This is a genomic window from Streptomyces sp. ISL-94 (assembly GCF_018614075.1).
GTDB lineage: Bacteria > Actinomycetota > Actinomycetes > Streptomycetales > Streptomycetaceae > Streptomyces.
In genome coordinates this window covers 19,066-44,634 of sequence record NZ_JAGGOZ010000107.1, presented here as the reverse complement: position 1 = coordinate 44,634, position 25,569 = coordinate 19,066, and the positions used below count along the sequence as shown (strand labels likewise).

The window sequence follows — 25,569 nt, the reverse complement described above, 5'->3', positions numbered from 1 at the left end:
AGCGTCCCCGCGTATTCGACGGAGACGGACCACACAGGTGATCAGAAAAACCCCCGCGCCGCCCGGCGCTTCCAGGCGGCATGCCGCCAGAGGGACGCTGGGCCTCGCGGCCGCGGCAGTCGCACTGGCCCTCACGACGGGGCCGGTGGCCAACCCGGCCGTGGCCGCGGTCGCGATAGCCGCCGGATGCAGCGGAGCCGAGGCGGACTTCAACGGCGACGGCATACGCGACACGGCCATCGCCGACCCGGAAGCCACGGCCGCAGGCATCTCGAAGGCCGGGGTCGTGCACATCGTGTACGGCGGCGGCAAGGGCAATCTCGAACTGACCCAGGAGGCCGCGAAGGCCGGACCCTCCGAGTCGGGCGACCTCTTCGGCCACGCGATGGCGGTCTACGACGCCGACCTCGACGGCTGCTCCGACCTGGCCATCGGCTCGCCTTACGAGGACGTCGGAGCCCAGGTCGACGCCGGCCGGGCCGTCGTCGTCTACGGCTCGCCCGCAGGACTGGCCGCTGGCAAGGCGACCGTGGAGTACGTCCAGGGGTCGGGGCTGCTGTCCGGTATCGGCGCCGAGGCGGACGACTGGACGGGCTACTCCCTCGCCGCGGGCAAGTCCCAGGCCGGCGTTCCATTCCTCGCCGTCGGCATCCCGGGCGAGGCCCTCGACACGACGGTCGACGCGGGCGCCTTCCTTTACATCTCCGGCTCGACCACGGTGACGGCCGCGTTCGTCACCCAGGAGACGGCCACCGCCGGCGCCGTGCCCGACGTGAAGGAACCGTACGACCGCTTCGGTGCGGCCATCGCGGCAACCCCGACCCACCTCGCGGTCAGCTCCCCGGGCGAGGCGCAGGCCGCCATCCCCGAGGCGGGCGCGGTGACGATCTTCAGCCACGTCCTCACCTCGGGCTCTCCCAAGCCGCTGAGCGTGATCACCCAGGACACCCCGAGCGTGCTCGGCGCCTGCGAGGACGGCGACGGCTTCGGCACGTCGCTCGCGGCGGTGCCCTACCGTGCCGCCGGGGCCACCGCCACCACCGAGTCGCTCCTCGCCGTCGGCATCCCGGGCGAGGACCTGTCCACGACCGTCGACGCGGGCGCCGTCCAGGTGTTCAAGCTCGACGCGGCCGGTGCCTCCACCGAACTCACCTGGATCGACCAGAACGTGACCGACGTCGGTGGCACGGCCGAGCCGGGCGACCACTTCGGCCAGCGCGTCGCCGCCTTCAACACCGCTCCCACCAGCACAAGCACGGCGACCAACGTCCGCCTCGCGGTGGGCGTACCCGGTGAGGACGCCGCCAACGGCATCGTCGACCGGGGCGTCGTGCACATGTTCCCGATGATCGGCCCGCCCGGAGCCTCCGACAAGATCCTGGAACCGGGCTCCGAGATCCCGACCCCGGCAGCCCCGCGCCAATACGCGGGCATGAGCATCGGCGGCGGCACCGCCGGGCTCTACGTCGGCATGCCCTACGGCCCCACCGAGGGCCGCGCCGTCTACCTCTTCCCGTGGACGATCAGCGGCACGGGCGGCGCCCCCACCGAGACGTTCAAGCCCGGCGAGGGCGGACTGCCGGCCGAGCGCAACACCTTCGGAACGGTGGTCCGATGATGACGACCCAGCCCAACGGACTCCGCCGTACCGTACTGCGCCGCGCCTCGCTCGCGGCCGTCACCGCCGGAGCCCTCGTCGCCACCACTCTCGGCCTGGAGCTGTGGAGCGGAGCCGACGCGTCCCGCTCCCCGGAGCCCATCGCCGTAGGCACCCCCGTCCAGACGGAGGCGGAGGCCCAGGCCGCGGCCCGCAAGAGCGGCAAGCAGGTCGAAGTCCTCGGCATGCGCACCGAGCAGCGCGAGATCTTCGCCGCGCCGGACGGCACGTACACGGCCCGCGAGTACACCGAGCCGGTCCACGCCGTGCAGAACGGCAAGTGGGTCGACATCGACAAGAACCTCGTCAAGCGGGCCGACGGCAGCGTCAGCCCCAAGGCGACCACGGTCGCCCTGACCTTCTCGGGCGGCGAGGCGGGCAAGCCGTTCGTCACGATGCGCCGCGCCACCCGCGAGATGTCGCTGACCTGGCCGTACGGCAAGCTCCCCGCGCCCGTCCTGGACGGTGACACCGCCACCTACCCCGACGCCCTGCCGGGCGTCGACCTCAAGGTGCGCGCCGAGGCGAACGGCTTCGGTCACCTGCTGGTCGTCAAGACCCCGCAGGCAGCCGCCGATCCGCGCCTGGCGCGCCTGGACCTGGGCCTCAAGTCCAAGGGCCTTACGTACAAGAAGGACGCGAACGGCGCGGTCACCGCCGTGGACAGTACGGTCGGTGGCACCGTCTTCCAGTCCGGCGCCCCCAGCATGTGGGACTCGGCCTCATCCCAGGAGGCCGCCGCCCGCGCCAAGGGCCCCAAGGCCGTCGCACAGTCGCTGTCCGCGGCCCGCGCCGACGCCCCCACCGGGCAGGACGCCGCCGCGGCGCTCGCCCCCGAGCTTCAGGGCCCGGGCGGCGGCGGCAAGGCAGCGCCGCTCGGACTCGAAGTCTCCGCCGACAAGCTGACGCTGGTCCCCGACCAGAAGCTGCTGCGCGACGGTGCCACGGTCTTTCCCGTGGTCATCGACCCGATCCAGAAGACCGCAGACCGCTCCGGCTGGCTTGGCGTCATGTCGGGCAAGCCCTCGGTCGGCGAGTGGCAGTACTCCGGCAGCGCGGGCGTCGGCAAGTGCCCGACGGACTACAGCGCGGCCTCCTGCGCCGGCGTCGGTGTGCGCCGTGTCGCCTTCCAGATCCCGCTGTCCTTCTACAAGGGCAAGCAGATCCTCGACGCGACCTTCAGCGCCCGCGTCCAGCACGTGTACTGGGCCGATGCCCGTGCCGAACCCATCCAGCTCCAGCGGATCGGGGGCAGCACCGCCCACATCGACAGCCTCAGCAACTGGTCCAACACCCAGAACACCACGCTGACCACGCTGGAGACGCTGAACCAGAAGATCCAGCCCACGAGCTGCGAGTCGCAGGCCAACATGCACTTCAAGTCGGGTGCCACCGGTGGCCTGACCAACAGCGTGCGCACTGCGGCGAACGATGGCTGGGACTCGATGCTCCTCAACCTGCGCGCGCAGGACGAGAGCAGCTTCGGCGGCTGGAAGCGCGTGTGCGGCAACGCGTACATGACCATCAGCTACAACACGCTGCCCGGCCAGATCAGCGCGAGCGCCATGTCGTCCAATCCCGGTGGCGCCTGCGTCACGGGGACCGGCCGGCCCTACACCGACGTGCCGCCGACCCTGCGCGCCGTCGCCAACGACGTCGACTCCGGTGAGCAGGTCAAGGTCCGCTTCCGCGTCGCGTGGAAGGACGCGGCCGGCGCCGCCCAATCGTACGAGGAGGACACGGAATACAAGGCGCCGACGACCTCGACCCCGTTCGAGCGCATCGTGAGGTCCACGATCCCCGAGAACACGCCCATCTCCTGGAGCGTCGCCACCCATGACGGCGACGGCTGGGGCCCGTGGAGCGGCACGTGCGAGTTCATGTACGACAAGTCCTTCCCGGGCAAACCGGAGGTGTTCTCCACCGCGTACCCGGCCACCAACGAGTACCACGACGGTGTCGGCGCGCCCGGCACCTTCACCTTCTCGCCGAACCCGAACGACTCCGTGCCCGACACGGATGTCGTCAAGTACCGCTACTCCTTCGACGGTGCGCCGAACCAGGACGTGGCCAACGCCGCCGCGGGCGGTCCCGCCTCGGTGACGTGGGCGCCCACCCGCCCCGGCCCGCACTGGGTCGATGTCGTCGCGATCGACAAGGCGGCGCATCCGAGCGCCACCGCCCGCCACAGCTTCTACGTGGCCAACGGCGCCGCCGCCGCCGCGCAGTGGAACCTCGCCGATGCGCCGGGCGGCAACGCCGCTGACGAGGAGCAGGGCAAGTACCCGGCGGGCTTCGGCCCCGGTGTCACCTTCGGTGTCCCCGGACCGGGAGGTTCCATCGACTCGGCAGCCCACTTCGACGGTACCGGCGACAGCTGGGTGGACGCGGGCAGCACGGTGCTGGACACCCTCAAGGGCTTCAGCGTCAGCGCCTGGGTCCGGCCCAGCGACCTGAGCCGTGACATGACGGTGATCAGCCAGGACGGCACCGGTGAGCCGGGATTCGTCCTCGGCTACGACGCCATGGCCAAGACCTGGAAGTTCTCCGTCCCGGTCGGTGATGTGGAAACCCTCGGCGAGTGGAAGGCCCTGTCCACCGGGGTCACCCCCGTCAAGGACCAGTGGGTGCTGCTGACCGGTCTCTACGACGGCGCCGCCGGCAAGATCCAGCTGTACGTCAACAAGGACCTCAAGGGCGAGATGGTCCGCCGTTCCACCTGGAAGTCGTACGGCGCGCTGCAGATCGGCCGGCACATCGACAAGGCGGGCTACGAGGACGCCTTCGTCGGCGACCTCGCCGAGGTCCGCGTCTTCAGCCGGCCGCTGCTGCCGGGCCAGATCAACGAGATCACCACGGTCAAGCCCGCGCGCAAGGGGTACTGGCAGCTCAACTCGGCGCAGTCCGGTGTCACCCCGGACATCGCCGGCGGCCAGGGCCTGACCCTGGCGGGCAACGCGGCCCTGTACACACCGAACATGGACGACCCGCTCGAGGCCCCCACCGCGCCCATGGTGGGCGCCGGTCACCTGGCCCTGGACGGGAACGGGGACTACGCCACGACGGCGGCCGCCCCGGTCACCGGAACCGCGAGCTTCACCCTCGCGGCGCGGGTCCAGCTCACCTCGATCGACGCCCCCACCTCGCAGACGGTCTTCTCGCTGCCGGGCAACACCACCAACCGGGTCCAGGTCCGCTACCAGGGCGCCACCAAGCGCTGGGAGCTGGCCGTGGCCGCCTCGGACACGGCAGGCGCCGCGGTGAAGGTCTTCTCCGACGACCAGGCCCTGCCGGACACCAACCCGGTGGGACAGCACCTGGCCGTGGTCTACGACTCCTTCGCCGGCCAGATCAGGCTGTACGTCAACGGTCAGCTGGCCGCCTCCGCCAAGGGTGTGGACAACACCCTGTGGGCCGCCACCGGTGGTCTCCAGGTGGGCCGTTCGCTGCGCGGCAACGCGGAGTACTTCGCCGGAGCCATCGACGAGGTCCGCGCGTACGACGGAGCCATCGACCCGACGGCCGTCATCCAGCTCGCCTCGACCGGTGAGCTGACCGACCGCTAGGTCTCCCCTTCCTGACAGGTGTGCCCGCCCCTCCCGGGGCGGGCACACCTGTCCGATCACGCACCACCTTCCTGCTCGAACTCTGTGGAGTGCACTGATGTCTCTACGCGGCCGATTGCTCAATCGGCGCATATCCAGGCGGACACTGGGGTCCGTCGTCATCGGACTGAGCCTTGCTCTGTCCGCCTCCTCCGTACAGGCCCTCGAAGCCGCTCCCGGCGGCACCAAGCGGCCCGGAGTCCAGAACTTCGGCGACCCCGTGAAGGGGACGAAGGCCAAGCCCAAGGGCCGCCCCGCGAACGCCACCGCCAAGGCGGCCGTCAAGAAGCTCGACAAGCCGGTCTGGCCCGGCAGCGGCAGCGCCGAACTGCCCGTCGCCGGCCACACCACCGCGGCCTCCCGGGTCAAGGTCGGCGGCCTGCCCGTCACCGTGACCAGCCCGAAGGAGGCCGCCGCACCGCAGGCGAAGGCCACGTCCTTCCGGTCCGCCGTGCTGGGCGGCTCGAAGCAGCCCGCCAAGGTCCAGGTCGACGTGGTGCACCCCGAGCGGGCCGCCAAGCTCGGCGCGGGCGCGCTGCTGCGCGTCCAGCGGACCGAGCAGGGCGGTGAGGCAGCCCCGGTCCGGGTGAACATCGACTACTCGGCGTTTGCCGACGGCTTCGGCGGCAGCTACGGCTCCCGCCTGGGCCTGGTTGAACTCCCGGCCTGCGCTGCCATCGCCGATCCCGGCACCGCCGCCTGCCCCGACCTCCCCAAGCCGCTGAAGACGGTCAACGACCCGAAGACGAAGACCGTCTCCGCGGACGTGACCGCCCAGGCGCGCCAGGCCGGCATGTCCACCATGGCGGCGGGCACCACCTCGGACGGCTCGATGCTCGCCCTCGCCGCGAGCGGCTCCTCCGCGCAGGGCAACTACGCGGCCACTCCGCTCGCCCCGTCGGCGAAGTGGAGCGTGTCGAATTCCTCGGGCGGCTTCTCCTGGTCGTACCCGCTGCGCACGCCCCCGGTCCCGGGCGGCCAGGTGCCGACGGTCGGCCTCGGCTACTCCTCGCAGTCCGCGGACGGCCGTACCTCGGACACCAACAACCAGGGCTCCTGGCTCGGTGAGGGCTTCTCCTACGAGCCCGGCTACGTCGAGCGCCGCTACAAGCCCTGTGCGAAGGACGGCCAGACGTCCTCCGCCGAGCAGTGCTGGGCCTTCGACAACGCCACCGTCATGCTCAACGGCTCGGCCACCGAGCTGATCAAGGGTGACGCCGACGGCAAGTGGCGGTTCGCGTCCGACGACGGTTCCAAGGTCGAGCAGCTCACCGGCGCCGTGAACGGCGACAACGACGGCGAGCACTGGAAGATCACCACGACGGACGGCACCGAGTACTACTTCGGCAAGAACCGTCTGCCGGGCTGGGCCACGGGCAACGAGGAGACCTCGTCCGTCTGGACCGCCCCCGTCTTCGGCAACAATGCGGGTGAGCCCTGCTACAACGCCACCTTCGCGAACGCCTCCTGCCAGCAGGCCTGGCGCTGGAGCCTGGACTACGTCAAGGACCGCCAGGGCAGCGTCATGTCGTACTTCTACGGCAAGGAGACGAACCACTACGCCCTGAACGGCAAGACCGACGTCAACGGCACCCCGTACACGGCCGGCGGCTACCTCAAGCGCATCGACTACGGCCAGCGCGAGGCCACCGTCTACTCCGCCAAGGCCCCGGCCCGCGTAGTCTTCACGACGCAGGAGCGCTGCCTGCCGACGGAGACCTTCAAGTGCCTTCCGGCCGACTTCAAGACGGCGAACGCCGCCTTCTGGCCGGACGTCCCGATGGACCGCTACTGCGCGCCGAGCACCAAGTGCAACGCCACGCAGGTCGCGGCCTCCTTCTGGACGCGCCAGCGGCTGACGGGCGTCACCACGCAGATCCGCAAGGACGCCACGAACTACGACGACGTCGAGGCGTGGACGTTCACGCACCAGTTCACCGACAACGGCGACCAGTCGAAGACCCTCTGGCTGTCCAAGATCGACCACCAGGGCCGCAGGGGCGGCACCGCCGACGTCCCCTCGGTCGAACTGATGGGTACGCAGCTCAAGAACCGGGTCGACGGCACGGACGAGAGCATCGCTCCCTTCTACCGCTTCCGCCTGTCCACGGTCCTGAGCGAGACCGGCGCCCAGCTGGACGTCAACTACGCCCCGGCGGAGTGCACCAAGGACGCCCTGCCCAAGCCGGGCGAGTCCACCAAGCGGTGCTACCCGGTCGTCTGGTCGCCCCCGGGCTTCCTCGACCCGATCACCGACTGGTTCCACAAGTACGTCGTCGCGCAGGTCATCGAGACCGACCGCACCGGCGGCGCCCCCGAGCAGGTCACGAACTACGAGTACCAGGGCCCGGCTGCCTGGCGTAAGGCCGAGCCGGACGGCATCACCGAGGACAAGTACCTCACCTGGGGCGGCTGGCAGGGCTACGGCAAGGTCATGGTGACCACCGGCGGCACGGCCACCACGAAGACCCGGGTCGACTACACGTACCTCCAGGGCATGGACGGGGACAAGGACTCCGCCGGAGGTACCCGCTCCGTCCAGGTCACGGACTCCGAGGGCGGCACGTACACCGACTACAAGGAGTTCAGCGGGCACGAGCTGGAATCCGCCACCTACGACGGCGACAAGTTCGTCTCCAAGGTGATCAAGACCCCGATGCGGCACTACACCGCGACGGACACCAACACCTGGGGCACCAGCCACGCCTCGTTCACCAGGACCGTCAAGACGCGCGGCTACACGGTGACCGAGGGCGGCGACGGCCGCCGCGAGACCGAGTCGAACGCGACGTACGACCTGACGAACGGCACCGGTCGCATCCTGGAGTCGGAGGACCTGGGCGACCTGTCGACCACGGCCGACGACACCTGCACCCGCACGTCCTACGTGGACAACGCGGCGGCCAACATCCTCGGCACGGCGTCGCGGGTCGAGTCCGTCTCGGTCAAGTGCGCCACCACCCCCGACCGCAGGACTCAGGTCATCTCGGACGAGCGCACCTCGTACGACGGCCTGGCCTTCGGCGCCGCGCCCACCGTGGGCAACGCGACGCAGACCGAGCGGATGACGTCCCACAACGGGACGACGGCCACCTACAAGGTCACCGGCACGACGACGTACGACGCCTTCGGCCGGCCGACGATGCAGACCGACGCCGTGGGCGCGGAGACCAAGACGGCGTACACCGACGTCAACGGCCTCATCTCCCAGGTCAAGGTCACCAACGCCCTTGGTCACGTCAACACGAGGGACTACGACCCCGCCTGGGGCCTGTCCACCGGCCAGACCGATCCGAACGGCAAGCGCGGCGACCTCGCCTTCGATCCGCTCGGCCGACTGGTCTCCGTCTGGCTCCCGGACCGCTCGAAGAGCGCCGGCCAGACGCCGAGCGTCAAGTACAGCTACAACTACCGTCTCGACAAGCCGGTCGTGCTGAAGACCGAGAAGATCGAGATCGACGGCTCCTACGGCGCGGAGTACGTCCTCTACGACAGCCTGCTGCGGCCGCGCCAGAAGCAGACGGAGGGACCGTCCGGCACCCGTATGGTGGCGGACACCTTCTACACCTCGACCGGCAAGATCGCCAAGGTCAACGCCACGTACAACGCAGCGGGGGCGTCCTCCGAGGAGCTGCTGATCGTCCCCAACGGCGACGTCGGCGCGCAGACCCTGTACGAGTACGACGGCTTGGGCCGCACCACCGCCCAGGTTGCCGCTGTGGCCGGCGGTGAGCAGTGGCGGACCACGATCGTCCACGGCGGCGACCGCACCCACGTGGACCCGCCGGTCGGGGGCACGCCCACGACGACCGTGACCGACGCCCAGGGTCGCAAGACCGAGGTACGCCACTACAAGGGCGCCTCCCCGGTGCCGAACGGGCCGACCGCCGGTTACGACACCACCAAGTACAGCTACACGCCGACGGGCAAGCTCCAGCAGCTGACCGATCCGGCGAACAACGTGTGGTCGTACAAGTACGACCAGCTCGACCGGCTGATCGAGGCGGTGGACCCGGACTCGGGCAAGCGCACGACGGCCTACGACGAGGCCGACCGGCCGACGTCCACCACGGACGCCCGCGGCAAGACGGTCTCGACGGTCTACGACAAGCTCGACCGCGTCCTGACGACGTGGGACGGCCCCGCGAACACCGGGACCAAGCTCACCGAGCAGCGGTACGACAAGGCGGGCTGGCTCGGCTATGAGTGGGCCTCGCTGCGCTACATCAACGCCACGGAGTACTTCGCTTCCATCGTTCAGGCGATGGACGAGTTCTACCAGCCGCTGAAGACGGCCTACACGGTCCCCGCCTCTTCGGGGACGGGTCTGGCCGGCACCTATGTCTTCAGCAGTGCCTACAACCGTGACGGCACCAAGCAGAGCGACTCGCTGCCGGCCGCGGGCGGCCTCGACGCGGAGACGCTCGCCTACACCTACGACGACATCCAGCGCATGAAGACCATGACGGGCGCGACGTCGTACGTCACCGATGCGACGTGGTCCGGCCGCACGCTCCTGCAGCAGCTGGAGCTGAACAACGGCGGCAAGAAGGTCTGGCAGACCTTCCAGTACGAGACCGGCACCGACCGCCTGATGCAGTCAAAGGTGGACGTCTACGGCTCGACCACCGGTCCGGTCAAGCAGTCGAACTACTCCTACGATCAGATCGGTAACGTCAAGTCCATCGCGGACGTAGCGGGCGCGGGCACGCCCGACCTGCAGTGCTTCGCGTACGACTACCAGGCCCGTATGACGGAGTCCTGGACCCCGGCCACGACCAAGGCCGCAGCAGCCGCGTCCGGCACGGTCGGCAGTCAGGTCCCGGTCTCGGGATCGGGTCCGGCGGCCTGCAACACGGCTCCCGGCGCCTCCGCGCTGGGAGGCCCGGCGCCGTACTGGAACTCGTACACCTTCGACTCGGTCGGCAACCGCCTCACCGAGACGGCGCACGACACCGGCCTGAACGCCTTGAAGGACGTCAAGCGCACCTTCACCTACAAGGCGGGCAGCCACCAGGTCCAGAAGGTCGTGGAGAACACCCCGACCGGCGACCGCCAGTACACCTACGGCTATGACACGGCCGGCAACACCACCACCCGCACCATCGGAGGAAACACCCAGACCCTGGAGTACGACTCCCTCGGCAACCCGGTCAGGATCAGCCAGCCGGACGACGTCACCACGACGGGCCAGAACGAGGCCTCTGAGACCACGTTCCTCTACGGCCCCGACGGCGGCCGCGTCCAGCGCAAGGACGCCACCGGCACCACGGTGTACCTGCCGGGCATGGAGCTGCGACTGGACGCGGGGACGACCACGGCCAAGGCGACGCGGTACTACGCCTTCGCGGGTCAGAGCATCGCGATCCGCACCCCGGACAAGAAGCTGTCCTTCCTTGCCTCCGACCACCACGGCACAGCCGAGATGTCGATCGACGCCACGACGGGTGCGGTCACCCAGCGGCGGATGGACCCGTACGGCAACAGCCGTGGCACTCCCCAGGGCTCCTGGAAGGGCGAGAAGGGCTTCGTCGGCGGCACGATCGACGCGTCCACGGGTCTCACGACGATCGGGGCACGCGAGTACGACCCGTTCCTGGGCAAGTTCATCACCCCGGACCCGGTCGTCGACACGAGCGACGCCCAGCAGCTGAACGCGTACGCGTACGCGCACAACCGCCCGGTCTCGGCGAGCGACCCGAGCGGTCTGTACGACCCGGACGAGCGGGCGTTCTGCCAGGGCAGGGACGACTGCACGAACGGCAGGTATACCCCGAAGCCCGACACGAACGACGACCCGCCGCCGCCCCCGGTCACGGACGCCGAGAACGATCTGCGTGATGCAGAGGGCGAGCACAACCACACCAAGACGAAGATCAAGAACGCCGTCAAGCAGATCACCAAAATCCTCATGGATGAGCTCGGTGTGACGGCGGCCCTGGACTGCTTCTCCAGCGGCGACCTGGGAGCCTGCGGCGAAACGGCGCTCAACATCGCGAGCAGCTTCGCCGGCGGCATCGCCGGCAAGGTCCTCAAGAAGTACGGCTGGCCGACCCAATGGGAGAAGGCCGGGGCCCTCATCAAGAAGCTGGGCGGGCTCGCGCTCGACCTGGTATCCGGAGTCAAGGCCTGGTTCAAGACCTCGGAGAAGGTGGCAAAGGCCAAGGGAGCCCTGCAGTCGGCGAAGGCCCGGCTGAAAAAGTCGTGCGAAGTGAAGCACAGCTTCCTCCCGGGCACACAGGTCTTGATGGCCGACGGAACGACCAAGAACATCGAGGACGTTCAGCTGGGCGACAAGATCACCACGACAGATCCTTCGTCGGGGGAGACCACGGCGCGCGAGGTGGCCGGCACGATCGTCACTGAAGACGACAAGGACTTCGTCGACCTGACGATCGCCGCAGGCAACGGTGACGCCGCCCTCGTCACGACGGTCACGCACCCGTTCTGGGTGGAGAACGAGAGTCGATTCGTCGAGGCCGGTGAGCTCGAACCGGGCATGCTGCTCCGTACGCCCGAGGGTTCCACCGTCCAGCTGAATGGGATGCGTTACTTCCACGAGCGCCGGCAAACACATGACCTGACCATTTCGGAAATTCACGCGTATTATGTGCTGGCCGGGCCGGTCCCGCTCCTGGCGCACAACTGCGGAGGGTCCGCCAATGAACGCGATGGCCAAGACTTCACGGATAAGGGGCGCCAGGAAGTCTACGATGAGAACTTCGCCCGGAATGGCGGAGAACTCAAGTGTGACTACTGTGGTCAGAATGTAGAGCGGCGCGCCTCGCGTGACGCGGACGGAAATGCGATCAAGGGCAAGCCGGATGATGCTCAGATCGACCATGAGATCCCCAAAGCGCAGGGCGGGTGTGGTGCTGCTCACAACGGCTGCGTGGCATGCAGAAGGTGCAACAGGGACAAGTCGGCCAAGACGGTTGAGGAATGGGATGATGAACTCCGAGACTTCGTGGATCCGTAGGGGTAATGTGACTGAACGCAGCGAACGTCCCATTTCGGCGAGCGGTGCCAAGACATTCAAGGTCGCTTTCGATCTGGAAGCGGAGGGCGCTGACTGGCCCCCGGTCTCGGTTGAGCGGTTGTGGGGCGAGAAGACGGATGTCCGGTTCGAGATCCGCGTGTTGAATACGCCTTTCTTCGTGCGAGGCATTGCCTTCGGTGATCTCATCGCGGTTCGCCCGGATCATGAACGCCGAGAGCTCGTCTATGAGAGCTTCACTGCCGAGTCCGGAAACTCGACCGTTCGGATCATTTTCATGAGGAATGGTGACAGGCGTGTGATTGAAAACGGCCTGAGAGAGGCCGGCTGTAGTTGGGAGTCGATCAGCGAGTTCGCAAACCTGGTAGCCGTTGACATTCCCGCGGACATCGATTATCGAAAGCTGCGGAAATGGCTGCTCGCGAAGGTTGAGTCCCAGGACATCGAGTTGCAGGAGAGTGCCGTCTCGGCCGTGCATCGGGGGCAGTTGCCTCATTTCCCGTAGCCGGTCCGGCTGGCCGCGGGCCCCGGTTTGACCACGTCGAGCCGGGGCCCGTAGTCTTGACCGTCGGCGTGTCGTAGGACGCGCCGCGCTCCTGAGCACCTTCCTCCCGCTGAGCACCGCGCGGGAGAGGCCGCTCGTCCAATCCGGATCAGCGTGGGCCCCGGCCCGCCTGAGCGGCTGGCTTCAGGAGCATCCGTCCCGAGTGAGAGAGAGATCCGCGTGTACGCCATCGTGCGCAGCGGTGGTCGCCAGCACAAGGTTGCTGTTGGTGACATCGTTGAGGTTGACAAGATTTCCACTGCCAAGGTTGGCGACACGGTCGAGCTCTCGACCCTGCTCGTTGTCGACGGCGACGCCGTGACCAGCGACCCGTGGGTCCTGGCCGGGATCAAGGTTCAGGCCGAGATCGTGGACCACCACAAGGGCGCCAAGATCGACATCCTGCGCTACAAGAACAAGACCGGCTACCGCCGTCGCCAGGGTCACCGCCAGCAGTACACGGCGATCAAGGTCACCGGTATCCCCGCGGCTGCGAAGTAAGAGGGACTGAGACATGGCACACAAGAAGGGCGCATCGTCCACCCGGAACGGGCGCGACTCCAATGCCCAGCGGCTCGGCGTGAAGCGCTTCGGCGGTCAGGTCGTTTCCGCCGGCGAGATCCTCGTCCGCCAGCGCGGCACCCACTTCCACCCGGGTGCGGGTGTCGGTCGCGGTGGCGACGACACGCTGTTCGCGCTGCAGGCCGGTGCGGTCGAGTTCGGCACGCACCGTGGCCGCAAGGTCGTCAACATCGTTCCGGCCGCCTGATCCAGCTCCTGCTGATCAAGCGTACGTAGCTTCCCGAGGGCGGATCTCACCTCTTCCCGGCGTCAGCCGGGAAGAGAGGTCCGCCCTCGGCGCGTTGTCACATAGACACGTTTAATGGGTAGCAAGGCCTACCCCCCGGGCTTTCCGGGATATTCCCGCTGTATCTGGAGGAACAACCATGACCACCTTCGTGGACCGCGTCGAGCTGCACGTCGCCGCGGGTAACGGGGGCCACGGCTGCGCCTCCGTTCACCGGGAGAAGTTCAAGCCGCTCGGCGGCCCCGATGGCGGCAACGGCGGCCGTGGCGGCGACGTCATCCTGGTGGTGGAGCAGGCGATCACCACCCTGCTGGACTACCACCACAGCCCCCACCGCAAGGCCACCAGCGGCAAGCCCGGCGAGGGCGGCAACCGCTCCGGCAAGGACGGCCAGGACCTGATCCTGCCCGTGCCGGACGGCACCGTCGTCCTCGACAAGGAGGGCAACGTCCTCGCCGACCTCGTCGGCCAGGGCACCACCTACGTCGCGGCCGAAGGCGGCCGTGGCGGCCTCGGCAACGCCGCGCTCGCCTCCGCCCGCCGCAAGGCCCCCGGCTTCGCGCTCCTCGGCGTCCCCGGCACCGGCGGCGATGTCATCCTGGAGCTCAAGACCGTCGCCGACGTGGCGCTGGTCGGCTTCCCTAGCGCCGGCAAGTCCTCGCTGATCTCGGTGCTCTCCGCGGCCAAGCCGAAGATCGCGGACTACCCCTTCACCACCCTCGTCCCGAACCTGGGCGTCGTCACCGCCGGCTCGACGGTCTACACGATCGCCGACGTCCCGGGTCTCATCCCCGGCGCCAGCCAGGGCAAGGGCCTCGGCCTGGAGTTCCTGCGCCACGTCGAGCGCTGCTCGATCCTCGTGCACGTCCTGGACACCGCCACCCTGGAGTCCGACCGCGACCCGGTCGCCGACCTCGACGCCATCGAGGAGGAGCTCAAGCTCTACGGCGGCGGCCTGGAGAAGCGCCCGCGCCTCGTCGTCCTCAACAAGGTCGACATCCCGGACGGCCAGGAGCTCGCCGACATGGTCCGCCCGGACCTGGAGGCCCGCGGCTACAAGGTCTTCGAGGTGTCCGCGGTCGCCCGTACGGGTCTGAAGGAGCTGTCCTTCTTCCTCGCCGAGGTCATCGCGAAGGCCCGCGCCCGCAAGCCGAAGGAGGAGGCGACCCGCATCGTCATCCGCCCGAAGGCCGTGGACGACAGTGGCTTCACCATCGCCTACGACGAGGTCGAGGAGGTCTACCGGGTGCGCGGCGAGAAGCCGGAGCGCTGGGTCCGCCAGACCGACTTCAACATCGACGAGGCCGTCGGCTACCTCGCCGACCGCCTCAACCGCCTCGGTGTCGAGGAGGCGCTCCGGAAGGCCGGCGCCCGCGCCGGTGACGGCGTCGCCATCGGCTCCGATGAGAACGCGGTCGTCTTCGACTGGGAGCCGACCATGATGGCCGGCGCCGAGATGCTGGGCCGCCGGGGTGAGGACCACCGTCTGGAGGCGCCGCGTCCGGCCACCACGCGCCGCAAGGAGAAGGACGCCCAGCGCGGGGACTCGGCGCAGCAGGAGTACGACGAGTTCCGGCCGTTCTGATCTGCCCTTTTTGGACCGGTGGGCGGCCTTGAGGTGATGTTTACCCGGGTCGCCTAGGATCCACCGGGTGAGCAGCGCAAAACCTCCCACCGTCTCCGTCGTGGTGATCGCGTACAACGACGCCGGGCTCGTGGGCGAGGCCGTTACCTCGGCCCTCGCCCAGGGTCCGGCTGTCGCCGAGGTCATCGCGGTGAACGACGCCTCGTCCGACGGCACCGCGGGGGTGCTGGACGAGCTGGCCGCCGTACACCCCCGCCTCAAGGTCGTGCACCGCACGGAGAACAGCGGCGGGTGCGGCACTCCGCGCAACGACGGGATCGCGGCCGCGTCCTCCCCGTACGTCCTGTTCCTCGACAGCGACGACGTCCTGCCCCCGGGGGCGGCCGAGGCCCTGCTGCGCGCCGCCGAGGAGCACCGGGCACCGGTCACCGTCGGGGCGTGCGTACGCCGCGAGCTGCCGCTGCACCACGATGTGCCGTGGGTGCCCGGCCTCTACACCCCGGGCGAGGTCGTCGAGCGGCCCGCGGACCGGCCCGAGCTGGTCCGCGACACGCTCTGCGTCAACAAGCTGTACGAGCGGTCCTTCCTGGAAAAGCATGAGATCCGCTTTCCCGACGGACGGTTCGTCTACGAGGACTTCGTCTTCACCGCGCGCGTCCTGGCCGCCGCCCCCCGCATCGCGGTCATCGGCGACCTCGTCTACGTCTGGCACGTGCGCCGCGACGCCGCCCAGGTGTCGATCTCCCTGGACCGCAAGGACGTGGGGAACTGGCGCGCCCGTATCGAGGCCCACCGCACCGCCTCGCGGACCCTCGCCGCCGCCTCCCCGGAGCTGGGCCGCGCCTGCCAGGTGAAGTTCCTCGAGTACGACCTGCGCATGTACCTGCGCGAGCTCGGCAAGGACCCCGAGTACCAGGCCGCCTGGTGGACCTTGACCCGCGCCTACCTCGACACCTTCGACGAGGCCGTCTTCGAGGCCGCCGCCCCGCGCGCCCGCTGGATCGTACGGGTGCTGCGGGCCACCGCCACCCCGCCCGCCGACGTCGAGCGGCTGACCCGCTTCGCCGCCGAGCCGCCCCGCCTGCTGCCTCCGTACGCGACCGGCGCCGAGGGGGTGCCGGTGTGGAGTGAGGAGCTGCCGGTCGAGCTGGACGCGCTGCGCGAGATGCCGATCGCCGAACTGCCGGTCACCATAGACGCCGAACCGGCCGGCAACGCCGCCGTCCGGCTGCACCTGCACGACCTCTACGGGCGGCTGGCCGGGGCCGGCCCGCTCACCGCCCAGCTGCGCTTCCTGCCCCGCTCGGGCGGAGACCCCGTACTGGCCCAGCCGGTGACGCTGAGCCCCGACGAGGGCGGCGGCTGGACGGCCGTGCTGCCCTTCCGCCTCGCCGACCTGGCCGCCACCGGCCGTCGGCTGGGCCTGCGCAGGCTCCAGGCGTGGCACGTCGGGGTGGTCGTGGAATGCGCGGACGGGAGCTCCCTGTCGACGTCCCTGCGCCCCCGGGGCAGCCTGCTGCGTCGCCGCGCCCTGCCGAGCAGCCGGTACGGTGTCCTGCTGACGCAGCCGTACCGCACGGGTTCCGGTTCGCTGGCCCTGCGCCTCGCGCCGGGCGCCGCGGGCGCTCTGTACCTCGTGAGGAACAGACTCGACCGGGCCACGGCAGGCCGCGCCCCGCGCTGACGGGCTCACGACCCTGACGGGCTCACGACCTTCAGCCGCAGAACCACGGACAGGACCAAGGAGTTACACATGACGTTTCTGATCACCGGTGGCGCCGGATACATCGGCGCGCACGTCGTCCGCGCGATGCTCCTCGCGGGGGAGAAGGTCGTCGTCCTCGACGACCTCTCCACGGGCAACGAGGACCGTGTGCCGGAAGGCGTCCCGCTGGTGGTCGGCTCGGTCCTGGACCGGCTGGTGCTGGACGAGGCCATCGCCGAGCACAAGATCACCGGCGTGGTGCACCTCGCGGGCAAGAAGCAGGTCGGCGAGTCCGTCGAGAAGCCGCTGCACTACTACCACGAGAACGTGCACGGCCTCACGGTCCTGCTCCAGGCCGTGGCCGCCGCGGGCATCCGCAACTTCCTCTTCTCCTCCTCCGCCTCCGTCTACGGGATGCCCGACGTGGACCTGGTGACCGAGGACACCCCGTGCGCGCCGCTGAGCCCCTACGGCGAGACCAAGCTGGCCGGCGAGTGGCTGGTCCGCGCCGCCGGCAAGGCGCACGGCATCTCCACCGCCTGCCTGCGCTACTTCAACGTGGCGGGCGCCGCGACCCCCGAGCTGGCCGACACCGGCGTCTTCAACCTGGTCCCGATGGTCTTCGAGCGCTATGACGCAGGCCAGGGCGCGAAGATCTTCGGCGACGACTACCCGACCCCGGACGGCACCTGCATCCGCGACTACATCCACGTCGAGGACCTCGCGGAGGCCCACGTGGCAGCGGCCCGCAAGCTCGCCGAGTGGGCGGCGGCCGGGGACTACAAGGACCTCACCGTCAACATCGGGCGCGGCGAAGGCGTCTCCGTCGCCGAGATGGTCGACCTGCTGAACAAGGGCACCGGGCACACCTACGCCCCGGTGATCAGCCCGCGCCGCCCCGGCGACCCGGCGAAGGTCGTGGCCTCGGCCGACAAGATCACCAGCGAGCTGGGCTGGAAGGCCCGTCACGACGTCCGCGAGATGGTCACCTCCGCCTGGGCGGGCTGGGAGGCCAACAAGGTCGCCCGCCGGGACGCGCACAAGGACGTCCACCGCGCCTGACCCGCTGCCCGCGGCCACGTGACGAAGCCGCCCGCCCCGGAGGGATCCGGGGCGGGCGGCTTCGTACGTACGGAGTCCCGGGCGGTCAGCGCTCCAGGAAGGAGAACAGCGTCTCCCAGCGGTCGGTGATCTCGGCGCTGGAGTACCGCTTCACCGCCTGGAAGGCGGTGTCGCCGAGCCGGTCCCGCAGCTCACGGTCCGACATGAGCGCGTCCAGGTGCCCGGCGAGCTCCATCGTGTTGCCCAGCCGGGCCAGCAGCCCGTCCTCGCCGTGCGTCACGATCTCCCGTACGCCCGGCGCGCAGTCGAAGGCGGCCACCGGCAGGCCCGCCGCCATCGCCTCCAGCAGCGTGATCGGGAACCCCTCGGCCCGCGAGGCTTGCGCGAAGACCGAGGCTCCGCGCAGCGCGCCCAGCACATCGCCGGTGCTGCCCATCCACTCCACGGAGTCGTCCAGCCCCAGCGAGGTGCAGTGCGCCCGCAGCGCCGGCTCTTCCAGGCCTGCCCCGTAGATCCGCAGGACCCAGTCGGGGTGGCGCGGGGCGGTATCCGCCCAGGCGTCGAGCAGCAGGTCGACGCCCTTCTCGAAGGCGAGGCGGCCGACGCTCGCCACGACCTTCTCCGTGCGCGGAGCGGGGGTTTCCGGCATGAAGGGCAGCGGGTTCGGCATGCTCCCGACGTTCTCCATGCCCGCCCGGATCCACAGGTCCGCGTCCTCGGCGGTCAGCACCAGCAGCCGGTCGACCTCCGCGTAGTGGCGGCGGACCCGCTCGCCGCGGGTGGACTTCTTGCTGGCCTCGAAGGACTCGTGGCTCATGCCGATGACGCTGAGCCCCTTGGTGTCGGCGAGCGCCACCCACTCCATCGCCCAGACCTGCGTGACGATCACCAGGCCGCCCGGGCGCGCGGCCCGGAAGAGCTCGCTCAGCTGCTCCCCCTTGGCCCGCATCCCGGCCCGCCGGGCCGCCTGCCGGCGCCGCTCGGGCGCGTTCAGCCGGCCCTTGATGCCGCGCAGCCGGCGGGCCGCCGGCGGGTGCTCCTCGTAGAGGGTGGTCACGTCGTACGGCAGGTCCTGCGGCAGCTTCTGCCGGATCTCCTCGGCGACCGGTGCGATGCCCACGATGTGCACCCGGTGCCCGCGGTCGGTGAACAGCCGGGCCATCTGGTGCGACCAGGTGGTCACGCCGCCGAGCTCGTCGACGTTGTTGGAGACGATGAAGATGTCACGGCCGCCCGGGGTGGCGGTCTGCTGGCTCACTTGCCGCTCCTGGTGAAGAACTTCTCGACGATCTGGCGGGCCGCGTCCCCACGGTCGTACTCGCCGAACTCGGTCAGGAAGCGCTGGCGCGCCTCCGCGTACTTGGCGTCCGCCTCCTCGAAGGCGGCGAGAGCCTGGAAGAGCTCGTCCGCCGTGGCCACCACCGGGCCCGGGGCCTTCTCCTTCAGGTCGAAGTACGTGCCGCGGATGTCGGTGGCGTACTTCTCGTAGTCGTACGCGAAGAACAGCATCGGCCGGTCCAGGACCGCGAAGTCGAACATCACGGACGAGTAGTCGGTGATCAGACCGTCGGCGAGGGCCAGCAGCGGGGTGATGTCGTGGTGCCCGGACACGTCGATGACGCGGCCCGCGACCGACGGCGGCAGCGAGACGCTGTTGAGGTAGTGGGTCCGCACCAGCAGGGTGAAGCGGTCGCCGAGCCGGTCCGCGAACTCCTCCACGTCGAAGGGGAAGGTGAAGCCCTCGACCGAGCCGTCCGCGGCCGCCCGGAAGGTGGGCGCGTACAGCAGCACCTTCGTCTCCGGGTCGATGCCGAGCTCGGCCGCCAGCGGGCCGCGGACCCGCTCGCCGCTCTGGACCTCGCTCCGGTGGGCCTCGACCAGGGCGTCGTTGCGCGGATAGCCCGTGCGCAGCAGCACCTCGTCGCGCAGCCGGAAGGCCTTGGCGAGGGTGCGGCGGTCGTGCTCGGAGCGGATCAGGAAGTGGTCGAAGCGGTCGACGGCCGCCTGGAAGCGGTCCTGGCCCGCGCGGCCCTGCGCCTTGGTGCGGGGCTCGTGGAAGCCCATCCGCTTGAGCGCCGAGCCGTGCCAGGTCTGGATGTACGTGGTCCCCGGGCGCTTGGCGAGGGCCAGCGGGAAGCCCTGGTTGTCGACCCAGAACTCGGCCTGGGCCAGCGCGCGCAGGTAGGCCCAGCCCCAGCGCCGCACCAGGGTGGCCTCCTGGGGGAAGCCGGTGGGCTTGCCGCCCGCGTACGACCAGATCGCCTCGAAGGGCACGCCCTGGCGCACCATCTCCTCGTAGACCGCCTTCGGGCTGTCGCTGTACTGCTTGCCCATGTGGCTCTCGAAGACGACCGTGCCCTTCTTGATCGGCAGCTTCGAGAAGACCTCGTGGTAGACCTTCACCTTCTGCTCTCCGGAGCCCAGGTTCCGGCGGGCCCGCAGGGCCTTGCGCAGGCCCCGCTTGACCACGTTGGCCGCCTTGCCCTGTATGGCGTTGTTGAGCAGGCTCTGGGTGCGGACGGCGGCGGCGCCCTCGGCGGTCAGGACGTAGGAGAGGTTGCCCTTCTTGGTCATCTCCGGCTCGAAGCGGTCGGAGACGAGGCGGGTCAGCCGCGGCCGCACGCGCAGCCGGGCGGCCGAATCCAGGTCCACCCCGCCGACCGAGACGCGGGTGGTGACCCGGTCGCTTCCGGCGGTCAGCTTCAGCCGGACGTCCCAGACGGCGTCGATGATGCCGAGGGGGCGGACGGTGCCGCCGATGTCGGCCGTACCGGTCCACTCGATCGTGTCACCGGCGTGCCGCACGGTTGCCACCGGGAAGCTGAACGAGCGCACGCCGATCTGACGGCGGGCCCGGAACTCCAGGGAGGCCTTCAGCTCCGCGTCCGGCCCGATCCGGCCGAGCGGGTTGACGAGGGCGCCGGACAGCGTGACGGTGCCGCGCCCGTCGTCCTCGTAGGAGGTGAGGCGGTTGCCGAGCTGGAGGGAGCCGAGCGGGGTGGTGTGGAAGCCCTGCTTCGTGACGTCCAGTATCCGGCGGGCCTCGTCGCCGTCCGGACCGTCGATGTGCTGCGCGCACCAGTAGACGCGCCCGTCGCGCTCGGCGAGCGGCGAGGAGAGCCGGCCCTTGTTGGTCATCGCGTCGGCGGCCGGGAGCAGGTTGTCCCAGTCCTCCTTGCCCAGCAGGTAGGCGCAGATCGCCTGGAGGTACGTGACGTTCTCGTACGCGGCAGGATCGATCCCGGCGAGGTAGCCGTTGGCGAGGCGGGCGAACTCCTGGCGGTACTCGTCGCTCAGCAGCGGCAGGTCGCGCAGGTGCAGCACCAGGTCGTGCTTGAGGAACTTGGCGTCCTTCGCGGACTTGATGTCCGTGTGGCCCTTGGCGGCCAGCAGCTCGTCGACGCGGCGGTGGATCTCCATCCGGTGGACGAAGTTCGCGATCTCGTGGCGCCGGTTGCTGATCGACTTGGAGGCGGCCTTCTCGACCACGTTCCAGAAGTAGACGTGGTTCGGGATCAGAGTGATCCGGCCGGCCGCGACGTACGCCTGCGCGGAGAACAGCAGGTCCTCGTAGTGGATCCCGACCGGGAACTCCAGGCCCTGCTCCAGCAGGAACGCGCGCCGGTAGCACTTGTTCGTGGAGAGGGTGTCGTAGACCAGCAGGTCGGGGAACTCGGTGATCGACTCCAGGGTGCGCGTGCGCGAGTAGATCCACGGGTACCACTCGGTGGTCTTGCCCCACCGGTTGTCGAGGTGCACGCGGACGCACATGCCCGACACCAGGTCGGAGCCGGTGCGCTCGGCGGCGTCCAGCATGTTGCGGCAGGCGTTGCGCTCCAGGACGTCGTCGCTGTCCAGGAACATGACGTAGGTGCCGGTGGCCTGCTGGATGCCGTGGTTGCGGGGCGCACCGCAGCCGCCGCTGTTCTCCGGCAGCCGGAAGGCGCGCACCCGCCCCGGGTGTGCGGCTTCCAGTTCCTGGGCGACCGCGTAGGAGCGGTCCTGGCTGCAGTCGTCGACGATCACAACCTCGACCCCGTGCAGGGTCTGGTCCAAAACCGACTGGACTGCTGTCGACAGACGCTCTGCGTCGTTGTAGACGATGACGACCACGGAGACGTCAGGCACGTGCACCTCGATCCCTTCGCTTCATTCCGCTTATCCCGTTCGATCCGTCAAAGCTACCGTGTGCCGCGCTCGACTCAGGCAGGCCGACCCTCGGCGTGCATACTTCTGAGGAAGTGGTGAGTGGCGGGTCCGGTCGCCGATAATCACCCGTTCGGACCCAGCAGGAAGTGTTCATGACGAAGCTGTCCGTAGTTGTCCCTTGCTACAACGAAGAAGCCGTCATCGACAGCTTCGACGTGGAGATCCGCAGGGTTTTGGACGCCCTCCCCGTCGAGTACGAGGTCTGCTACGTCGACGACGGAAGCCGCGACGGCACCCTCGAGAAGCTCCGCAAGATCGCCGCCGAGCACGGCGAGCGGACACGATACGTCTCTTTCAGCCGCAATTTCGGCAAGGAAGCCGGCATGCTCGCGGGCCTCCGCGAGGCCACCGGCGACGCCGTGGTGATCATGGACGCGGACCTCCAGCACCCGCCGGAGCTCATCGCGACCATGCTCGACTACCACCGGCAGGGCCACGACCAGATCATCGCCCGCCGCACGCGCGAGGGCGACAAGAAGGTCCGCTCCGTGCTCAGCCGCCTCTACTACCGCGGTGTGAACCGCTGGGTGGACGTCGAACTCACGGACGGAGTGGGCGACTTCCGCCTCCTCTCGCGCCCGGCGGTGGACGCGCTGCTGTCGCTGCCGGAGTACAACCGATTCTCCAAGGGCCTGTTCTCCTGGATCGGCTTCGACACCGTCCACTTCGACTACCGCAACGCCCAGCGCGAGGCCGGCGAGACGAAGTGGAAGTTCGGCTCGCTGCTGAACTACGCCATGGACGGCCTGATCTCCTTCAACAACCGGCCGCTGCGCATCGGGATCTGGCTCGGCGTGTCGCTGGTCGCCCTGACCGGTCTGTACGCCCTGTGGATCACGATCGTGGCGATGACCAACGGCGTCGAGTCGCCGGGCTACGTCACCCTCGTGGCGCTGATCGCCGGCATCGGCGGCGTCCAGATGATCATGCTGGGCCTGATCGGCGAGTACATCGGCCGTATCTACTACGAGACCAAGCGCAGGCCGCACTTCCTGGTGAAGGAGGCGCACGGCGCAGTTCCCCTCCCGGGGGGCGAGCGGGCGACGAGCGCCGGGGCGGCGAGCGCGGAGGCGACGAGCGTGGAGCGCAGTTCGGAGCGCAGCGCGCGATGAGCCGCAGGGAACAGCTCGGCCAGATCTTCCGCTTCGCCCTCGTGGGCGGGATCAACACCGCCACCTTCTTCGGCATCTACCTGCTCCTGCACCCGTGGATGCCGTACTTCGCCGCCTACTCGCTCGCCTTCGTGCTGGCGATGGTCGGCTCCTTCTTCATGAACACCTACTTCACCTACCGGACCCGGCCGACCTGGAAGAAGTTCCTCCTCTTCCCGCTGACGAACGTCACGAACTACGTGATCCAGTCGGCCGGCCTCTACGCCCTGGTGACCTGGGCCGGGATGGACACCCGGATCGCCCCGCTGGTCGCGGCGATCGTGGCCATCCCGTTCACCTTCCTGCTCTCGCGCAAGATCCTCGTCCCTGGCGCCGCCTCCCGGGCCGAGGAGCGGCAGCCCACCAAGGCCGGGTCGTCCAGGGGCTGAAACCCCCGGGCGGCCGCCGCGGCCCACCCCGTAGATTGAGACGGCAGGAATCCGGCGAGGGGCAAGGGGTAAGACGTGTCAGCGGCTAGGCAAGGTGTCGTGGACGCCCGCAGGATCGTGGTCAAGGTCGGCTCCTCCTCCCTGACCACCGCGGCCGGCGGCCTCGACGCCGACCGGGTGGACGCGCTGGTCGACGTCCTGGCCAAGGCCCGCAGCGGCGGGGAGAAGGAGATCGTCCTCGTCTCCAGCGGAGCCATCGCCGCCGGACTGTCCCCGCTCGGCCTCGCCCGCCGCCCCAAGGACCTGGCCCGGCAGCAGGCCGCCGCCAGCGTCGGCCAGGGCCTGCTCGTCGCCCGGTACACCGCCTCCTTCGCCCGGTACGGCATCCGCGTCGGCCAGGTGCTGCTCACCACCGACGACACCAGCCGCCGCGCCCACTACCGCAACGCGTACCGGACCCTGGACCAGCTGCTGGCGATGGGCGCGCTGCCCGTCGTGAACGAGAACGACACCGTCGCCACCGACGAGATCCGCTTCGGCGACAACGACCGCCTGGCCGCCCTGGTCGCCCACCTCGTCCGCGCGGACCTCCTCGTCCTCCTCTCGGACGTGGACGGCCTCTACGACGGGGACCCCTCGCTGCCCGGCACCACCCGCATCGACGAGGTCCGCGGCCCCGAGGACATCGCGCACGTCTCCATCGGCAGCGCGGGCAAGGCGGGCGTGGGCACCGGCGGCATGGTCACCAAGGTCGAGGCGGCGCGGATCGCCGCCGCCGCCGGGATCCCGGTGGTGCTCACGTCCGCGAGCCAGGCCGCCGACGCGCTGGCCGGGCGCGCCACGGGCACGCACTTCCACGCGACGGGCCGCCGCTCGGCGGACCGGCTGCTGTGGCTCCAGCACGCCTCCACCCCCCAGGGGCACCTCGTACTCGACGACGGCGCGGTACGCGCGGTCACCGAGCGCGGCAGCTCGCTCCTCGCGGCGGGCATCGCGGCGGTCGAGGGCGAGTTCACGGCGGGCGACCCGGTGGAACTGCGCGACAGCTCGGGCCGGGCGGTGGCGCGCGGCCTGGTCAACTTCGACGCCAAGGAACTGCCGCAGCTCCTCGGCCGCTCCACTCGCGAGCTCGCGCGGGAACTCGGACCCGCGTACGAGCGGGAGGTCATCCACCGTGACGATCTGGTCCTGCTGCAGGGCTGAGGTTCGGTAAAACCGCCGCGCGGCGGGCCGGGGACTGGTCAACTGTGAGGGGCGGCGGACACACGCGGCGCAGACAGGAGGCGGCTGGTGAGACGAGCGCTGACCAGCGTCGGTCCGGGGGACGGTGACGGTGGCGGTGGCCGAGACGAGCGGGACGAGACCTCCCGCCTCTGGCACGTGACCCTGAGCGTCTCCGGCAAGCCGGCGCCGTTGTCCGAGGTGCGGCGGGGGCTGGAGCAGCTGGCCCACGACCACCCCTTCCTGCTGACCAGCCGGTACGCCGACGACCATGCGGAGATCCGCTACTGGGAGGAGGCCCGCGACCTCCACGACGCGGCGGCCGTCGCCCTGCGGCTGTGGGGCGAGCACCGGTCCTCGGCGCAGCTCCCGCCCTGGGAGATCGTCGGCCTGGAGGTCATCGACCGCGCCACCTACCACCAACGTGTGGCGGAAGGCTACGGCCCACCCCCGGCCCACCCGGTGGGTGTCCACCCTTACTGAACGCCACCCACCCCAGGGGCTCCGGGCGCTCGAGCGCCGACGAGGCTGGACGTGCGCCCGCGCCTCAAGCGCCGGCGAGGCTGGACGTGCGCCCGCGCAATCCAGCCGGCCTGCCCGGGGCGCGCTGCGCGCACTTCCACGCCCAGGCCGGCC

15 protein-coding genes are annotated in these 25,569 nt (G+C 69.8%); 13 read left to right on the top strand and 2 right to left on the bottom strand.

Annotated features, from left to right (window positions below; translation table 11 throughout):
* Positions 1 to 37 precede the first annotated feature (37 nt).
* From J7E94_RS28420 to galE, 9 genes are all read left to right on the top strand, one after another.
* Positions 38 to 1,618, top strand: a complete 1,581-nt coding sequence (locus J7E94_RS28420) for a VCBS repeat-containing protein (protein ID WP_308345492.1) — start codon at positions 38 to 40, stop codon at positions 1,616 to 1,618.
* A complete protein-coding gene (locus J7E94_RS28415) occupies positions 1,615 to 5,223 on the top strand; it encodes a LamG domain-containing protein (RefSeq protein WP_215019661.1) in 3,609 nt (1,202 codons plus the stop codon). The genes J7E94_RS28420 and J7E94_RS28415 overlap by 4 nt, the downstream gene beginning before the upstream one ends.
* 97 nt (positions 5,224 to 5,320) lie before the next feature.
* The gene (locus tag J7E94_RS28410) at positions 5,321 to 12,241 is read left to right on the top strand and encodes an RHS repeat-associated core domain-containing protein (RefSeq protein WP_251057348.1); all 6,921 of its coding nucleotides are present in this window, start codon (positions 5,321 to 5,323) and stop codon (positions 12,239 to 12,241) included.
* A gap of 7 nt (positions 12,242 to 12,248) precedes the next feature.
* The gene (locus J7E94_RS28405) at positions 12,249 to 12,764 is read left to right on the top strand and encodes a DUF4265 domain-containing protein (protein ID WP_215019660.1); all 516 of its coding nucleotides are present in this window, start codon (positions 12,249 to 12,251) and stop codon (positions 12,762 to 12,764) included.
* Positions 12,765 to 12,983: 219 nt separating this feature from the next.
* Positions 12,984 to 13,304, top strand: coding sequence for a 50S ribosomal protein L21 (gene rplU, locus J7E94_RS28400; protein WP_008738952.1), 321 nt, complete (start codon positions 12,984 to 12,986; stop codon positions 13,302 to 13,304).
* Between the two features lie 13 nt (positions 13,305 to 13,317).
* Entirely contained in the window at positions 13,318 to 13,572 is a 255-nt protein-coding gene (gene rpmA, locus J7E94_RS28395; protein WP_069920265.1) for a 50S ribosomal protein L27, read from the top strand.
* A 178-nt stretch (positions 13,573 to 13,750) separates the two neighbouring features.
* Complete coding sequence (obgE, locus tag J7E94_RS28390; RefSeq protein WP_215019659.1) at positions 13,751 to 15,196, top strand: GTPase ObgE; 1,446 nt, start codon at positions 13,751 to 13,753, stop codon at positions 15,194 to 15,196.
* Between the two features lie 67 nt (positions 15,197 to 15,263).
* Positions 15,264 to 16,880 (top strand): glycosyltransferase family 2 protein, encoded by a 1,617-nt coding sequence (locus J7E94_RS28385; protein WP_308345491.1) that lies wholly within the window; start codon positions 15,264 to 15,266, stop codon positions 16,878 to 16,880.
* Between the two features lie 69 nt (positions 16,881 to 16,949).
* Positions 16,950 to 17,963, top strand: coding sequence for a UDP-glucose 4-epimerase GalE (galE, locus tag J7E94_RS28380; RefSeq protein ID WP_215019658.1), 1,014 nt, complete (start codon positions 16,950 to 16,952; stop codon positions 17,961 to 17,963).
* An 85-nt stretch (positions 17,964 to 18,048) separates the two neighbouring features.
* Here the strand turns inward: galE and J7E94_RS28375 are convergent, their stop codons facing one another.
* On the bottom strand, positions 18,049 to 19,221 hold the full coding sequence (locus tag J7E94_RS28375; RefSeq protein ID WP_215019657.1) for a glycosyltransferase: 1,173 nt from the start codon (positions 19,219 to 19,221) through the stop codon (positions 18,049 to 18,051).
* Positions 19,218 to 22,097, bottom strand: coding sequence for a bifunctional glycosyltransferase family 2 protein/CDP-glycerol:glycerophosphate glycerophosphotransferase (locus tag J7E94_RS28370; protein ID WP_215019656.1), 2,880 nt, complete (start codon positions 22,095 to 22,097; stop codon positions 19,218 to 19,220). Before J7E94_RS28370 ends, J7E94_RS28375 begins: the two co-directional genes overlap by 4 nt.
* A gap of 167 nt (positions 22,098 to 22,264) precedes the next feature.
* Between J7E94_RS28370 and J7E94_RS28365 the strand changes: the two genes are divergently transcribed.
* The 4 genes from J7E94_RS28365 to J7E94_RS28350 all read left to right on the top strand — a co-directional run bounded on the left by J7E94_RS28365 (position 22,265) and on the right by J7E94_RS28350 (position 25,416).
* A complete protein-coding gene (locus tag J7E94_RS28365) occupies positions 22,265 to 23,284 on the top strand; it encodes a glycosyltransferase family 2 protein (RefSeq protein WP_215019655.1) in 1,020 nt (339 codons plus the stop codon).
* Positions 23,281 to 23,712 carry a GtrA family protein gene (locus J7E94_RS28360; RefSeq protein WP_215019654.1) on the top strand — a complete coding sequence of 144 codons (432 nt, stop codon included), beginning with the start codon at positions 23,281 to 23,283 and terminating at the stop codon, positions 23,710 to 23,712. The genes J7E94_RS28365 and J7E94_RS28360 overlap by 4 nt, the downstream gene beginning before the upstream one ends.
* Before the next feature lie 75 nt (positions 23,713 to 23,787).
* Positions 23,788 to 24,915, top strand: a complete 1,128-nt coding sequence (proB, locus tag J7E94_RS28355; protein ID WP_215019653.1) for a glutamate 5-kinase — start codon at positions 23,788 to 23,790, stop codon at positions 24,913 to 24,915.
* A gap of 99 nt (positions 24,916 to 25,014) precedes the next feature.
* Positions 25,015 to 25,416 (top strand): hypothetical protein, encoded by a 402-nt coding sequence (locus J7E94_RS28350; protein WP_251057351.1) that lies wholly within the window; start codon positions 25,015 to 25,017, stop codon positions 25,414 to 25,416.
* Positions 25,417 to 25,569 lie beyond the last annotated feature (153 nt).

Coding starts and splice junctions, on each gene's coding strand:
- J7E94_RS28415 (WP_215019661.1), top strand. CDS start 1,615: ATGATGACGACCCAGCCCAACGGACTCCGCCGTACCGTACTGCGCCGC.
- J7E94_RS28410 (WP_251057348.1), top strand. CDS start 5,321: ATGTCTCTACGCGGCCGATTGCTCAATCGGCGCATATCCAGGCGGACA.
- rpmA (WP_069920265.1), top strand. CDS start 13,318: ATGGCACACAAGAAGGGCGCATCGTCCACCCGGAACGGGCGCGACTCC.
- obgE (WP_215019659.1), top strand. CDS start 13,751: ATGACCACCTTCGTGGACCGCGTCGAGCTGCACGTCGCCGCGGGTAAC.
- galE (WP_215019658.1), top strand. CDS start 16,950: ATGACGTTTCTGATCACCGGTGGCGCCGGATACATCGGCGCGCACGTC.
- J7E94_RS28365 (WP_215019655.1), top strand. CDS start 22,265: ATGACGAAGCTGTCCGTAGTTGTCCCTTGCTACAACGAAGAAGCCGTC.
- J7E94_RS28360 (WP_215019654.1), top strand. CDS start 23,281: ATGAGCCGCAGGGAACAGCTCGGCCAGATCTTCCGCTTCGCCCTCGTG.